Source organism: Desulfosoma profundi, from assembly GCF_055387865.1.
The window spans coordinates 1,682,517-1,696,759 of record NZ_AP042420.1 but is presented as its reverse complement, the minus strand read 5'-3'; the positions used below and the strand labels follow the sequence as shown (position 1 = coordinate 1,696,759).

11 protein-coding genes and 2 tRNA genes are annotated in these 14,243 nt (G+C 57.0%); 9 read left to right on the top strand and 4 right to left on the bottom strand.

Annotated features, from left to right (window positions below; genetic code table 11):
• The first annotated feature begins 48 nt into the window (after positions 1 to 48).
• Together cobS and ACZ5K9_RS07280 are read left to right on the top strand one after the other, a co-directional pair.
• Positions 49 to 813: an adenosylcobinamide-GDP ribazoletransferase gene (cobS, locus tag ACZ5K9_RS07285; protein ID WP_464273759.1), complete on the top strand. Its 765-nt coding sequence runs from the start codon at positions 49 to 51 to the stop codon at positions 811 to 813.
• A complete protein-coding gene (locus tag ACZ5K9_RS07280; RefSeq protein WP_464273758.1) occupies positions 810 to 1,877 on the top strand; it encodes a biotin--[acetyl-CoA-carboxylase] ligase in 1,068 nt (355 codons plus the stop codon). The genes cobS and ACZ5K9_RS07280 overlap by 4 nt, the downstream gene beginning before the upstream one ends.
• Here the strand turns inward: ACZ5K9_RS07280 and dksA are convergent.
• From dksA to ACZ5K9_RS07260, 4 genes are all read right to left on the bottom strand, one after another.
• The gene (dksA, locus tag ACZ5K9_RS07275; protein ID WP_464273757.1) at positions 1,874 to 2,236 is read right to left on the bottom strand and encodes an RNA polymerase-binding protein DksA; all 363 of its coding nucleotides are present in this window, start codon (positions 2,234 to 2,236) and stop codon (positions 1,874 to 1,876) included. The two genes, ACZ5K9_RS07280 and dksA, sit on opposite strands and share 4 nt — an antisense overlap.
• A gap of 195 nt (positions 2,237 to 2,431) precedes the next feature.
• Entirely contained in the window at positions 2,432 to 2,959 is a 528-nt protein-coding gene (gene moaC / locus ACZ5K9_RS07270; RefSeq protein ID WP_464273756.1) for a cyclic pyranopterin monophosphate synthase MoaC, read from the bottom strand.
• A gap of 358 nt (positions 2,960 to 3,317) precedes the next feature.
• A tRNA-Ser gene (locus ACZ5K9_RS07265) sits at positions 3,318 to 3,410 on the bottom strand.
• Positions 3,411 to 3,425: 15 nt separating this feature from the next.
• Positions 3,426 to 3,518 (bottom strand) — tRNA-Ser (locus ACZ5K9_RS07260).
• A gap of 130 nt (positions 3,519 to 3,648) precedes the next feature.
• On the opposite strand from ACZ5K9_RS07260, the gene lon reads away from it, so the two are divergent.
• The 7 genes from lon (at position 3,649) to ACZ5K9_RS07225 (ending at position 14,220) form a co-directional block, all read left to right on the top strand.
• Positions 3,649 to 6,015, top strand: coding sequence for an endopeptidase La (lon, locus tag ACZ5K9_RS07255; RefSeq protein ID WP_464273755.1), 2,367 nt, complete (start codon positions 3,649 to 3,651; stop codon positions 6,013 to 6,015).
• Between the two features lie 25 nt (positions 6,016 to 6,040).
• Entirely contained in the window at positions 6,041 to 7,192 is a 1,152-nt protein-coding gene (larC, locus tag ACZ5K9_RS07250; RefSeq protein ID WP_464273754.1) for a nickel pincer cofactor biosynthesis protein LarC, read from the top strand.
• Positions 7,192 to 8,454 (top strand): nicotinamide-nucleotide amidohydrolase family protein, encoded by a 1,263-nt coding sequence (locus tag ACZ5K9_RS07245; protein WP_464273753.1) that lies wholly within the window; start codon positions 7,192 to 7,194, stop codon positions 8,452 to 8,454. Before larC ends, ACZ5K9_RS07245 begins: the two co-directional genes overlap by 1 nt.
• Positions 8,451 to 9,065 (top strand): RNA 2',3'-cyclic phosphodiesterase, encoded by a 615-nt coding sequence (gene thpR / locus ACZ5K9_RS07240; protein ID WP_464273752.1) that lies wholly within the window; start codon positions 8,451 to 8,453, stop codon positions 9,063 to 9,065. The genes ACZ5K9_RS07245 and thpR overlap by 4 nt, the downstream gene beginning before the upstream one ends.
• The gene (gene recA / locus ACZ5K9_RS07235) at positions 9,062 to 10,096 is read left to right on the top strand and encodes a recombinase RecA (protein WP_464273751.1); all 1,035 of its coding nucleotides are present in this window, start codon (positions 9,062 to 9,064) and stop codon (positions 10,094 to 10,096) included. The genes thpR and recA overlap by 4 nt, the downstream gene beginning before the upstream one ends.
• A gap of 94 nt (positions 10,097 to 10,190) precedes the next feature.
• The gene (gene alaS, locus ACZ5K9_RS07230) at positions 10,191 to 12,854 is read left to right on the top strand and encodes an alanine--tRNA ligase (RefSeq protein WP_464273750.1); all 2,664 of its coding nucleotides are present in this window, start codon (positions 10,191 to 10,193) and stop codon (positions 12,852 to 12,854) included.
• A gap of 379 nt (positions 12,855 to 13,233) precedes the next feature.
• Positions 13,234 to 14,220 (top strand): GTPase, encoded by a 987-nt coding sequence (locus tag ACZ5K9_RS07225; RefSeq protein WP_464273749.1) that lies wholly within the window; start codon positions 13,234 to 13,236, stop codon positions 14,218 to 14,220.
• Positions 14,221 to 14,243 lie beyond the last annotated feature (23 nt).

Below are 14,243 nucleotides of genomic sequence, written 5' to 3'. Positions count from 1 at the left end.
ACAGGGAACCAACTTGATAACGCGCAACGCGAAAGGTGACCTGCTTCCATGTGGGAAAGTTTCTCTGTGGCTTTGGGATTTCTCACTCGGCTGCGCATTCCCGGGCAAGCCCCGATGATTTATCAGGATGCAGACGTCGCGCGATCCCTCGCCGCCTATCCTGCCGTCGGCCTCCTCCTCGGGGCGATCCAAGCCGCGGTGGCATGGTGCGGGGTTTCCCTGGCGTTTTCCGCACCACTGACTTCCTTGTGGGTCATAGGCATCGGCGCATGGCTGACCCGTGGCTTGCATCTGGACGGCTTGGCTGACGTGGCCGACGGCCTCGGGGGATCTTTCGAACCCGCGACACGGCTGGAGATCATGAAAGACAGCCGTGTGGGAGCCTTTGGGGTCTTGGCTTTGGTGTTCGGCGTCAGTTTTAAGGTTTTTGCGGTCTCAGAGCTGCTTGCCGCTCACCGGTGGTGGGAGATCCTTCTCGTTCCGACGCTCAGCCGCTACACCATGGTCCTGTGCACCTACAAAATCCCCTATGCTCGAGCGCAGGGGGGGGTAGGGAGAGCCTTCCTCGAGCACGTGGGGCGTCGGGAAATCGTGTGGTCTTCCGTATGGGCCGCAGGGTGCGCTTTCGTGCTCGATAGATTTTGGGCTCCCATCATGCTGAGCATCTCTGTGCTGGCAGCGGTCTTATTTCGAAAGACCGCGAAACGATGGATTGGCGGCATGACAGGGGATATGCTCGGCGCTGTCAACGAAATGACGGAAATCATTCTGTATCATGCGGCCATCGGCCTTGCCCATGGGTTTGGATCATGACGGAACAATCGGCAACAATGTTCTCCATTCTCGCAGAGCTGAAAAAACATCCGGGGGAAACCATCTCCGGTAACAACCTTGCAGCTTCGTTGGGCATTTCGCGCACAGCCGTCTGGAAACATATTCGCGCGCTCCGCGCCCGGGGCTACTTGATCGAAAGTCGCGCCAAAAAAGGTTATTGTCTCGCGGCCCCAAGCCAATCTTTGCGGCATGAAGAAGTACTGCCATTGCTCCGCACGAGATTCCTCGGCCGGCCCTACGAGTACCATGAAGTGCTGGCATCGACCAACGATCGGGCCATGGATTTGGCACGCCGCGGAGCGCCCCACGGTACGACGGTCGTGGCCGAGGAGCAGACGGCGGGGCGCGGTCGGCTCCGACGCCCTTGGGTTTCACCAAGAGGCATGGGTGTTTACGTTTCCATGATCCTGAGGCCCGATCTCCCACCGCGGCAGGGTCCGGAGACCACCTTGGTGACGGCTCTGGCTCTGGCCCACGCCCTTCGAACCCGTTGGGCTTTGGACGCCCGCATCAAGTGGCCGAACGACGTCTTAATCAACGGGAAGAAGGTTGCGGGCATTCTTACAGAAATGCAGTCTGACCCGGACCGCATCCAGTTTTTGGTGGTGGGTGTGGGGATCAACGTCTTACAAGGAGAAAAAGACCTGCCCACGGATGTTCTTTACCCGGCCACATCTGTGGCCGTCGAATGGGCGAAGGCTTCGGCATCCGTCCCGCTCATGGGCGCCTGGGAGCAGAGTCGCGCCCATGTGTTGGCCACCTTCCTCAATAGCATGGAAGAACTCTACGGGCTCTATCTTCAGGAGGGTTTAGGACCCTTGCGGGAGGACTTAAAAAAGATGTCGGCCGTTTTGGGAAAAACGGTCCGTATTCAGGTCTCCGACGGGGTGGTTGAGGGCTTGGCCAGGGATCTTACAGACCGGGGAGCCCTCGTTGTGGAAACACCCTGCGGGATTTTGGAAACGATTTGGGTCGGCGACATCGTCCACCTTCGGGAAGCAGACGGCAAAGGCCCGGATGCCGCCCCGCAGTCTTGTCTTTAAGCTTCTCGGATCTTTTCCATGGCTTCTTGGCGACGCTTGCAGTCGATGCAAAGCGTCGTGACCGGGCGAGCCTTCAGGCGCTCGATGCCGATATCGTCACCGCAGGCCTCGCAGATGCCGAAAGAACCGTCTTCGATCCTTTGCAGTGCTTCCCGGATCTTGGTGATGAGCTTCCGTTCCCGGTCTCGGATGCGAAGCATAAAGTTTCGGTCCGATTCCAGAGACGCCCTGTCAGTGGGGTCAGGGAACGTTTCCCCTTCATCCGTCATGCCCGTTACGGTCTTCTCAGCTTCCTCGATAAGCTCGCGCAGTCGCTGTTCGAGAATTTCTTTGAAGTAGGCCAGTGTCTCTCGGTCCATGGCGAATCCTCCGCGCGCAGTGATGGAGGCATGTTCGCTAGCATAGGGCATGCCGGGTTGTAAAGCCTAAAATGCAGCCGGAATACCGCTCTGCGGTCTTTCTTTTGCCTGTCTGTGAGGTCACGAGGTCGAGTCCACCGTGATGGAATATGGTTGGCTTGGAGGAGACCACGGCATCCACACGCGGAATCGCTCTTAATTTTCCGAGTCGTCGCCGGTCGGGTTTTCCGCCGGAACCGGAAGTCGAAAGGTGCCGCTTCGGCCTCCGCTCTTGTAGGTCAGGCGGATGTTTTCCAGGACCATGGAGCGATCCAAAGCTTTGCACATATCGTAAATGGTCAAGGCAGCGTGGGTTACGGCGACCAGAGCTTCCATTTCCACTCCGGTGCGGTCGCAGGTTTTGGTATGGGCTTCGAGACGTATTCCGGGGAGATCGGGATCCGGGTTGGCAAAGATATCCACGGCCGTTAAAGACAGAGGGTGGCACAGGGGGATCAAGTCCCATGTTTTTTTTGCGGCCATGATTCCCGCCAGCCTGGCCGTGTCCAAAACATTTCCTTTGGCCACGGTTCCTTCCATGATGCGCCTCAGGGTCTCGGGAGCCATGCGCACCTGCCCTTCAGCACGAGCTTCCCGCCACGTCGGTGCTTTTTCGCTTACATCGACCATCTTAACCCGGCCGTTCCGGTCCAGGTGTGTCCAATCTTTTGCCTCTTCCTGCATGAGCCCTCCTGATGCATTACCGGATACGAAGTTGCCACATCCCGACAGACGAAGCCACGGATTGCCCCACAAGTCGACGGGCATCGAAAAAAATCTATTCCGGAGCCTTTTGCGGGGGGTAGGTCGCATGAGGTTATGGGGACCCTCTGTGAACTGGTTCAGGCCAAATTTCGAAGATTCCTCCTTTGTGCCTGCAAACTTTTGGGAAAGCAGGGGCTTTTGGCGTGTGCATCGATGACGCGGAAGTCAGCAACCTGTCATAGATGTTAATAACCCCTGAGGGCTTGGTTGGAAAACCCGTCAAGGGAGGCCAAACAACAAAAAGCCCATCCTCGGAGGATGGGCCAGGCTTTTGATATGGCGGAGAGAGAGGGATTCGAACCCTCGGTGCCCCTTTCGGAGCACACTCGCTTAGCAGGCGAGCGCCTTCAGCCGACTCGGCCATCTCTCCATACAACGGACATTCTGGCGGAGGGAGTAGGATTCGAACCCACGGGCCGGCTCATCACCGACCAACGGTTTTCAAGACCGCCGCCTTAAACCACTCGGCCATCCCTCCAAAGGTGAAGCTGGGTGCCGACTAACTACCATTCACCCCTCGGGCTGTCAAGAGAAGGCCAAGGTTTTGTCGTCTGTTGACAAGGGTGGTGCCCGCTGCTAAGGGGGATGCGGGAGGATGACACCGCACCATGACCACACCCTTTTGGCCTAAGGATTTGCCGGTACTGCCTCTTCGCCACACCATGCTTTTTCCCGCGATGATCATGCCGCTGTTCCTTTCCGAGCCTGCGGAAAAGACGGCTCTGGCCGAAGCCGAAAAAGTGGGCCGGTATGTGTTCTTGGCGGCGTGTTGCGGGGATAACGACGCCTGTGCCGCCGAGAGATCTCTGGAGCCTTCGTTGCCGGGGGCTCTTGGATGCGTGGCGTTGATCCTGAAAAATACAGTCCTGAGTGATGGTCGGATCAAAATCCTTGTGCAAGGCATCGCGAAGGCCAGGGTTTCTGGCCTCGTCTCCGAGCCTTCGGGGTTCAAGGTTCGTGTGGAGCCGTTGGTGGAAACGGATCCGCCTATTGATGACAGCCTCGCCCTGCTCCTGGCTCGGGTGCGGCAAATGGGCCTAAAGCTTTTCAGCCTGCGCGGCATGCATCCTGCCGATGCCGAAGCTGTTTTGCAAAGTGCCTCCTCTGCGGGACGACTGGCGGATCTTTTGGCCTTCAACCTCCACTTGGAACCTCGTTTGTGCTGCCGTTTGATGGCCATTGCGGATCCGGCACAACGGCTGCGGGAGGTGGCCGAGGCGCTGACGGAGGAACTCCAAAAAGCCGAAGTCCAGCAACAAATCGAATCCGAAGCCGAAACAGCCCTCATTCGACGTCAAAGGGAGCGATATCTCCGGGAGCAGCTCAAAGCCATCCGCCGGGAGCTGGGCGAGTGGGATGAAGACAGAGACGAAAGAGTCTATCGAGAAAAGATACAAGCGGCAGGAATGAGTCCCGAGGCGTATCGGGAGGCCATGCGTGAACTGGATCGCCTCATCATGCTGCCAAGCGACGCCGCCGAGGCTTCTCTGGTGCGCACCTACTTGGATTGGCTTATCGACATGCCATGGCAGCAGACAACTGACGACCGATTGGATCTTGCGGAAGCCGCCCGAGTTTTGGACGCCGACCATCATGACATGGAAGCGGTCAAAGAGCGCATTTTGGATTTTCTCGGCGTCTGCAGCCTCAAAGGGAGTGTCAGGGGATCCATCCTGTGCCTTGTGGGACCGCCCGGCGTGGGCAAGACATCCCTTGGGCGTTCCATAGCGAAAGCGATGGGTAGGCGATTTGTGCGGGTTTCCCTCGGTGGGATTCGAGACGAGGCGGAAATCCGAGGACACCGCCGCACGTATGTCGGCGCCATGCCGGGGCGCATTATTCAAGGTCTGCGCAATGCAGGGACCAAGAATCCGGTCTTCATGCTTGACGAAATCGACAAGATCGGTTCGGACGCCCGCGGCGATCCAGCAGCGGCCCTTCTCGAAGTACTGGATCCGGAGCAAAACCGCGCCTTTTCTGATCATTATTTGAGCGTAGCTTTTGATCTTTCACAGGTTCTCTTCATTGCCACGGCGAACAGCTTGGACAACGTTCCCCCTGCCCTGGCGGACAGAATGGAGGTGCTGACACTTTCCGGTTATACGGACAGGGAAAAGGTGGAGATCGCCAAATCCCATCTGCTCCCGCGGCAAATGAAAGAACACGGCTTGCGCCCCGGGGATCTCCAGCTCAGCGATCAGGCCCTCATAAATCTCGTTCGGTACTACACCCGCGAATCCGGCGTGAGGCAGCTGGAACGCGCCTTGGCCGCCTTGTGTCGTAAGGCTGCCCGGAAGCGCGCCGAGCTAGGAAAGTCGCCCTTCCGTATTACAAAAAGTCATCTCGAACGCTATTTGGGTCCTTCCAGAAAAGACCATCCGGCTTGTGAGGCTCCCGGTGTTCCCGGTGTTGCCTTGGCTCTTGCCTGGACGCCCCATGGCGGTGAAGTGCTGCGCATCGAAGCGGCCGTCATGCCGGGAAAAGGTGCCGTGGTGTTGACGGGCCATCTGGGGACGGTCATGAAAGAATCGGCCCAAGCCGCTCTGAGCTTCATCCGCACACGGGCTTTTCAGTGGGGTTTGCCCCTTGATTTTCACGAGAAGACCGATGTCCATATCCATGTGCCGGCTGGGGCCGTCCCCAAAGATGGGCCGTCTGCGGGCATGGCCATGTGCGTGGCCCTTGTGTCGGCCTTCTTGAAAAAACCTTTGGATTTACTTTGCGCCATGACGGGAGAAATTTCCGTTCTTGGGGATGTGTTTCCCGTGGGAGGATTTCGGGAAAAAGCCCTTGCGGCGGCGCGTTATGGCATCGGTGTGGTGTTTATTCCTCAGGCCAACCAAAGTGATGTGGAACAGTTGCCGCCTTATGTCAGGCGGGCCGTGAACTTTGTTCCCGCGATCCATATGGACCGAGTCTTAGAGCAATTGTTTCCTTTGAAAAGCGAGAGACCTGATGCGCCTAGGTTATTTTGACGCGTTTTCAGGGGCAAGCGGGGACATGATCCTCGGAGCGATCATTGATGCGGGCGTCGCGTACGAAGCTCTTATGGATGCGTTGACGGCTCTTGATCTTCCAGGTTGGCGCTTGGACGTCCACAAGGAGTCCCGAGGGGCCATTACAGGCACTCGTGTTGTGGTCCAAGAGACCGCCTCGCCTCCATTGCGACGCTTTTGTGATATTCGAGACCTGGTGTCCGTTTCACGGTTGACCGACAGCGTCAAAGATAAAGCCCTACGTGTTCTGGAACGTTTGGCCCGGGCGGAAGCCAGAGTGCACGGTGTACACCTGGAGGACGTGCATTTTCACGAAATCGGCGCCGTGGACACTATCGTCGATGTGGTTGGTGCCGTCATCGGCCTGGAACTTTTGGAAATCAAGAAGCTGTCGGCCTCCCCTTTGCCCTTGGGGCGGGGGCGTGTCTCCTGCGCGCACGGCACGTTGCCTCTCCCGGCACCGGCGACGGTGGCGCTTTTGGAAGGTGTACCCATTCGGGATGGAGGAGTGGAGCGCGAATTGGTGACGCCTACAGGCGCAGCGATTTTGAGCGGGCTTTGTGAAGCTTTTGGACCTCTTCCCGATATGGTCCTGAGCGCGGTAGGCTATGGTGTAGGGGCGCATCCCGCTGCGGACCCTCCCAATGTGTTGCGCCTCATGGTGGGGGAATCGCAACCGCAGTACACGACCCGAAAACTGCTCCTTATGGAAACCCACATCGACGATATGAATCCAGAATTCTATGAACATCTCATGGAATCGTGCTTTGCGGAAGGCGCTTTGGACGTCGTTTTAGTCCCTGTGCTTATGAAAAAAAATCGGCCGGCCACCCTGGTGCGCATCCTGATGGATCCGATCTTGAAGGATCGAGTCGCTGCACGGGTCTTTTGCGAGACGACCACTTTGGGGGTTCGGTTCCATGAAGTGGACCGGTTGGAACTCCACCGCGAACCCGTGACCGTCGACACGCCATGGGGGGCTGTGCGTGTCAAGGCGGCCACTCTTCCCGACGGAACGGTGCGGTATCAGCCGGAATACGAGGAGTGCAAGGAAGCCGCACGGCGAAGCGGTCAACCCTTGCCTACTGTCTATGACCAAGTCCGGCGGATCTGCCTGGAGAGGGTCACCAAGAAAGCCGCCGAGGGGGAAATGTAATGGATCACAACACATGCGGGGATATTCGGGGCGCCCTTCTCACCATCGGAGACGAAATCCTTCTCGGAGACATCCTCAACACAAACGCCCACCATATTGCCGGGGCCCTCAGGGCTCACGGGTTCCGTTTGGAAAAGGTGGTTGTCGTGGAAGACGCCGAAGGCGCCATCGCAATGCAGCTGGAACAACTCACGGCGCAAAGCAGCTTCGTTATCGTCACCGGCGGGTTAGGGCCTACCGACGATGATATGACCAAATCGGCGGTGGCTCGAGCTTTTGCCCTTCCTATGGCTGTGGACGAAAGAGATTTGAAGAATTTGATGGACCGCGTGAAAGCGCGGGGTGGCGTTTGGACGCACCGGCTGGAACGCCTTGCCCAATTGCCGCAGGGGGCCGTCCGACTTGCCCCGGGACGTCCCATGGCCGGGTTTTTTTTGGAGCATCGGGGGGTGCCTTGTTATTTTTTACCCGGAGTTCCCCACGAGATGGAGACCCTGCTGAGAGAAGTGGTCCTGCCGGACCTTATCCGGCGGTTTCCGCATAGGCCCCTGTGCCAAAAACGTATCCTACGCATCCACGGGTTGATGGAGTCGGAAATCAACGACCGTTTGAGCGGCTTTAATCCCGCCTCTTTTGGCATCAAGGTGGGCTATCTCCCTCAGACGGGAGAAAACTGGGTCACTCTCCTCGCCACGGCTCGAGATCCTGCGGATCTGAAAGCCAGGCTCGATACCGCCGAAAAAACTCTCGTGGGCCTTTTGGGAGAGGACCATGTGATCGGCCGGGACGACGAGACCTTGGAGAAAGTGGTTGGGTCGATGTTGCGCGAACGTGCCTGGAAGTTGGTCGTAGCTGAATCGTGCACCGGCGGTCTGCTTGCGGCGCGGATCACTTCCGTGGCCGGCGCGTCGGATTATTTTGAGAGGGGCTTTGTGACCTACAGTAACCAAGCGAAGCGAGAGGTGTTGGGGGTCCCCGAAGAGCTCTTGAGGGAACATGGGGCGGTGAGCCATCCAGTGTGTGAGGCCATGGTTCAGGGGGCACTGCGATCCTCGCAGGCCCACAGTGCGTTGGCGGTGACGGGGATTGCCGGCCCAACCGGGGGGTCGGCCCAAAAACCGGTGGGTACTGTGTTCATCGGCTGTGCCACGGACGGGCGCCTGCTCGTGGAACGGCATCATTTCCACGGTGGCCGACGGTTAATCCAAGAGCAGTCCGTTCAAGAAGCCTTAGCCCTTTTATGGAGGATGTTGCGATCATGATCCGCACGTTCGTGGCTTTGGATTTGCCTCCAGCCGTTCAGCGGGATCTTGCCGACTTCTGTGCGCCTTTGCAAAAGCTCGATGTGGCGGTGAGCTGGATCCGGCCTGATCGAATCCATCTGACACTGAAGTTCCTCGGCAATGTGGATCCTTCACTCATTGATCCCATGGGGGTGGCTTTGCGCGCCGCTGTCGGCGATACGCGTTCTTTCACGTTGCGGCCGGCAGGCTGTGGCGCCTTCCCTACACTTCGGGATATGCGTGTGATCTGGGTCGGGGTTCGTGGGGATCTCGAACCGCTGCGGGCGCTCCATCGCCGCGTGGAAGATGCGTTGGAACCTTTAGGATTTGCGAAGGAGAACCGACCGTTTCGAGCGCATCTCACCATCGGGCGGGTTAAGGGACGGCGCCATATCAAGTCCCTCCAGGACATGCTCGTGGCTCAGCAAGCTTACCAAGGGGTTGCTTTTGACGTCTCGGAGGTGGTGTTGTATAAGAGCGATCTCAAGCCCGATGGAGCCCAATATACCCCTTTGAAAAGAATCCCCTTTCAAGGTGGGCCGGAGCGCTCAGGGTCATTATATTCCCAGCACGAGGAGGACCGGCCATGACGGCACCGGCAGGCAACGATCGCCAAAAGGCTATCGACGTCGCCATGGCGCAGATCGAGCGCCAGTGCGGCAAAGGGTCTATCATGCGTTTGGGCGAAGGGGCCCAGACGGTCGAGGTTCCCGTAATATCCACGGGATGTCTTTCTTTGGATTTGGCCTTGGGGATTGGAGGTATTCCCCGAGGGCGGATTGTGGAAATTTACGGCCCGGAATCGTCGGGGAAAACCACCCTGGCCTTGCACGTGATTGCTGAGGCCCAGAAAAAAGGGGGATTAGCGGCTTTCATCGATGCGGAACACGCCTTGGACGTTCATTATGCGCGCAAATTGGGTGTGAAGGTTGACGACCTGCTCATCAGTCAGCCGGATTATGGGGAACAAGCTTTAGAGATTGCCGAGATTCTGGTTCGGAGCAATGCCATCGATGTGATTGTCGTCGATTCTGTGGCAGCCTTGGTCCCAAAAGCAGAAATCGACGGGGAGATGGGCGATCCCCACGTAGGGCTTCAAGCCCGCCTGATGAGCCAAGCCTTAAGAAAGCTTACGGCGGCCATCAGCAAGTCTCAAACCGTCGTGATTTTCATCAACCAGATCCGCATGAAAATCGGCGTGATGTATGGATCCCCGGAAACCACAACGGGCGGCAACGCCCTCAAATTTTACGCCACGATGCGGCTTGAGATTCGCCGAGTTGGGCCCATCAAAGAGGGACAAGAAGTTGTCGGCAACCGCACGCGCGTCAAAGTGGTAAAGAATAAAATTGCGCCGCCTTTCAAGGAAGTGGAGTTTGATATCGTTTACGGGCGAGGGATTTCCAGAGAAGGCGACGTGCTGGATTTGGCGGTAGCGGCCAATATCGTGGAGCGGTCCGGGACGTGGTATGCGTACAATGGAGAGCGTCTTGGGCAGGGCAGGGAAAACGTAAAGAGTTTTCTTCGGGAAAATCCAGACCTGCTCATGGAAATCGAAAATAAAGTCCGAGAACGCCACGTTCTGCCCACCCTCACCCCGGCCGAAGCCTCGGAGGGATAGTTTCTCATTGATATTACAACATATTCGTTTAATTCCACGAAGGATTCGACGAGGAGATATTATCGCCTAGGGTTTGCAAGACAGGAGAACCTTCATGAAGGCCAGCGAAATCCGTCAAAAATTTTTGGAATTCTTCCGAGACAGAGGCCATACTATCGTCAAAAGTTCTTCGCTTATTCCCCACGATGACCCAACCCTCCTTTTCACCAACGCGGGCATGAATCAGTTCAAACGCTGTTTTCTCGGGGAAGAAAAGAGGGAATACCGTCGGGCGACCACGAGCCAAAAGTGCATGCGCGCTGGAGGAAAGCACAACGACTTGGAAAATGTGGGCTATACGGCACGCCACCACACCTTCTTCGAAATGTTGGGGAACTTTTCTTTCGGAGATTATTTCAAGGAAGAGGCCATTCAATTTGCGTGGGAATTTCTCACGGACCACATGGGGTTACCGAAAGAGAAGCTCTACGCCACGATCCACGAAGGCGATGCCGGGATGTCCTTGGGGCCTGATGAAGAAGCCAAACAATACTGGAAACGATACCTTCCTGAGGATCGGATTCTTGCTTTTTCCACCAAGGACAACTTTTGGGCCATGGGCGACACCGGACCATGCGGACCGTGTTCGGAAATCCTCATTGATCAGGGAGAAGGCATGGGCTGCGGCCGACCCGATTGCCGACCAGGGTGCGACTGCGACCGGTTTTTGGAACTTTGGAACCTCGTGTTTATGCAGTTTAACCGGAAAGAAGACGGTTCTTTGGAACCCTTGCCCAAACCCAGCATTGACACAGGCATGGGGTTGGAACGGATTGCCGCGGTCATCCAACGCGTGCCGTCCAACTATGACACGGATCTGTTCGCGCCCATGATGGAGGCCATCGGGGAGCATACCGGCGTGCGTTACGGCCAAGATCCCGACAAGGACGTATCCTTCAAGGTCATTGCGGACCATGGCCGGGCGGCGGCGTTTCTCATTGGGGATGGCGTCCTGCCCAGCAACGAAGGCCGGGGATATGTATTGCGGCGTGTGATTCGCCGTGCCCTGCGCCATGGTCGCTTCCTCGGCCTGGATCGACCTTTTCTCCACCGGGTGGTGGAGGCCGTGATGCATTCCATGGCGGATGTGTATCCCGAATTGTTGGAAAACCGGGCCTATATTTCCCGGGTGATTCTCCACGAGGAGGAACGCTTCAGCGAGACCCTCGACCATGGATTGAAACTGCTCCAAAACGAGATGGCGCGCCTCCAAGACGAAGGGGCGCGCACCGTGCCAGGATCCTTGATCTTTAAACTTTACGACACTTACGGATTCCCTATCGACATTGTCACGGACATGGCCCGGAAAATGGGCATGAACGTGGATCAGACGGGGTTTGACACCCTGATGGAGCGGCAAAAGGAACAATCCCGTCGGCACTGGAAAGGCAGCGGAGAGCGCGAGATTTCCGAGGCTTACCGAAAATTGGCCGCAGAAGGTGTGCGGACGGAATTTGTGGGTTATGACCGACTGGAAACGCAAAGCCGAGTGATCGCCCTCATCCAGGAAGGGACCCTGGTGCCAGAGGCAGGCCCGGGAAGCCTTGTCGAGGTGGTTGTGGAATGCACGCCTTTTTACGGGGAGGCCGGCGGCCAGGTGGGCGATAAGGGCCGCCTCGAAGGCTCCGGGGTTTCCGCCGTCGTGGAGGACACCCTCAGGTTGCCCGGAGAGATTTGGGTTCATGTGGTCCGCATTGAGAATGGGGAATTGCGGCCCGGGGATGAAGTGACCTTAAAGGTGGATGCCCAAAACCGGAAAGATACCGCCCTGAATCACACCGCCACCCACATCTTGCATCGGGTGCTCCGCGATGTGCTCGGAGACCATGTCAAGCAAGCCGGGTCCTTGGTGGCGGCCGAACGGCTCCGATTCGACTTCACGCATTTTGCGGCCGTTTCTGCGGAAGAATTGCAGGAAATAGAGTGGCGCGTGAATGAGGCGATTTTGGAAAACCGACCGCTTCGGGTTCACATCATGGCCTTTGACGAAGCTCTCCGGACAGGGGCCGTCGCCCTTTTCGAAGAAAAATATGGCGAGACCGTCCGTCTCGTGGAAATCGTTGATTTCAGCAAGGAGCTCTGCGGGGGAACCCACACCGAACGCAGCGGCGATATTGGCTCTTTTGTCATTGTCCAAGAGTCGAGTGTAGCAGCCGGAGTTCGCCGCATTGAGGCTCTTACGGGGCGCCACGCGTTGCGCTTTTGGCAAGAACAGCGCCGTGTGCTGGAAACAGCCGCCCGACGCCTTAAGGTTCCACCGGAAGACGTGCCGGAGCGCCTCGATAAGCTTCTGGGACAGATTAGAGAGTTGGAAAAGAACCTGGAAGCCATGAAAAGCTCCATCACAGCCCAAAAATCCTTGGATCTTTTTGAGGAGGCCAAGGAGGTGGCCGGGGTGAAGGTTCTCGTTCGTCGGGTAGAAGTCGCCGATCCTAAAGCACTGCGGGAAATTCACGACCGATTCAAGGAACGGATCCGCTCGGGGGTGATGGTCCTTGGGGCCGTCCACGACGGCAAAGTGCTTTTACTGGTTGGTGTGACCAAGGATTTGAGCCACAAAATCCATGCAGGCAACGTGATCAAAGAGGTGGCCCAGGTGGTGGGCGGAAGTGGCGGAGGTCGACCCGATATGGCTCAGGCCGGAGGGAGCCTCCCGGAAAAACTGCCTGAAGCGTTAAAACGAGCTGAGGAAATCCTTGCAGAAAAATTGTCTTCCTGAATTTTCGAGAAGGTCTGTTTTCTCCTCGGCTTCCCGCAATGAGGCCGCAAACCCTCACGAGGGGTTTGCGGTCACAATCTGTCCACCCGAAGGCTTCCCAGCTGTTCCTCAAGATCGTCATCCATGAGCATAGCCAGCTTTTCCAATGGATAATCTACGCCGCACACCGTGCAGCGCCACAGCTGACGGCTTCACTGTCGAATCCACTGGAGAGGGGCAGCGCACTGCGGGCAAATGAGCATTCCACATCCTGTCGTGTCAAGAAGCGCACGGTTCGTCTATACGCTATTGAGATGCCGTTGACAAGATGAGAGGAACGGTGCCATTTTGATATGGCACGCCACGAAGAACACAAGTGTTTCGGCGAGGAGGTGTGTGCATGCCAGCGAATCTCCCCCCGCCCTACTTCGAAGCTGAAAAGCGTTATCGCGAAGCGAAGACCCCGGAAGCCAAGATCGAAGCGTTGGAAGAGATGCTCACAATCATGCCCAAGCACAAGGGCACGGATAAACTGCGCGCGGATTTGCGGCGCAAAATTGCCAAGTTCAAATCCGAGGCCCAGTCGCGAAAAAGCGCAGGCCGTAAAGGGGTTTCCTACACCATTGACAAAGAGGGCGCAGCCCAAATCGTGGTGGTGGGGCCCCCGAACGTGGGGAAGTCTTCCTTGGTTGGGGTTTTGAGCAACGCATCACCGGAAGTGGCCGAATTTCCTCACACCACCTGGAAGCCTACCCCGGGCATGGCCCCTTATGAGAACATTCAGTTCCAATTGGTCGACACGCCGCCGATCAGCAAGAGCTATATCGACCCGTGGATGGCGGACCTCATCCGCAAAACGGATGTGGTGATGATCATGGTAGACCTCAAAGCCGACCCGCTTCAACAACTGGACGATACGCTGCAGGTCCTTGAAGAGTTGCGGGTTTTCCCGGAAGGGAAGCCGCTGCCCCCCGATCTTCTGAAAAAGCCGTTCTTCAAGAAAATGCTTGTCGTCGTCAACAAAGTGGATACGGCTTCGGATTTCGAAGATTTTCTGGCTTTTTTGGAGCTGAGCCAATGTTCCCTGCCCTGCCTTGGGGTCTCCACGGCCACGGGTCGGGAGCTCCATGCGTTGTTGGACAAGATCTTTGAACTTTCCGGTGTCATTCGGGTTTACACCAAAGCGCCGGGCAAGGAGCCCGACAAGTCGGCCCCATTTGTGCTCCCGAAGAAAAGCACGCTACAGGATCTTGCAGAAAAAATTCACAAGGACTTTGTGGAAAAACTCAAGTTTGCTAGAATTTGGGGGAATGCGGTTTTCGACGGCCAAATGGTTCAAAAGGACTATGAGCTCCAAGACGGTGATGTGGTCGAATTTCGCATCTGAAGTGGAACTCCCATCCGCAAGGG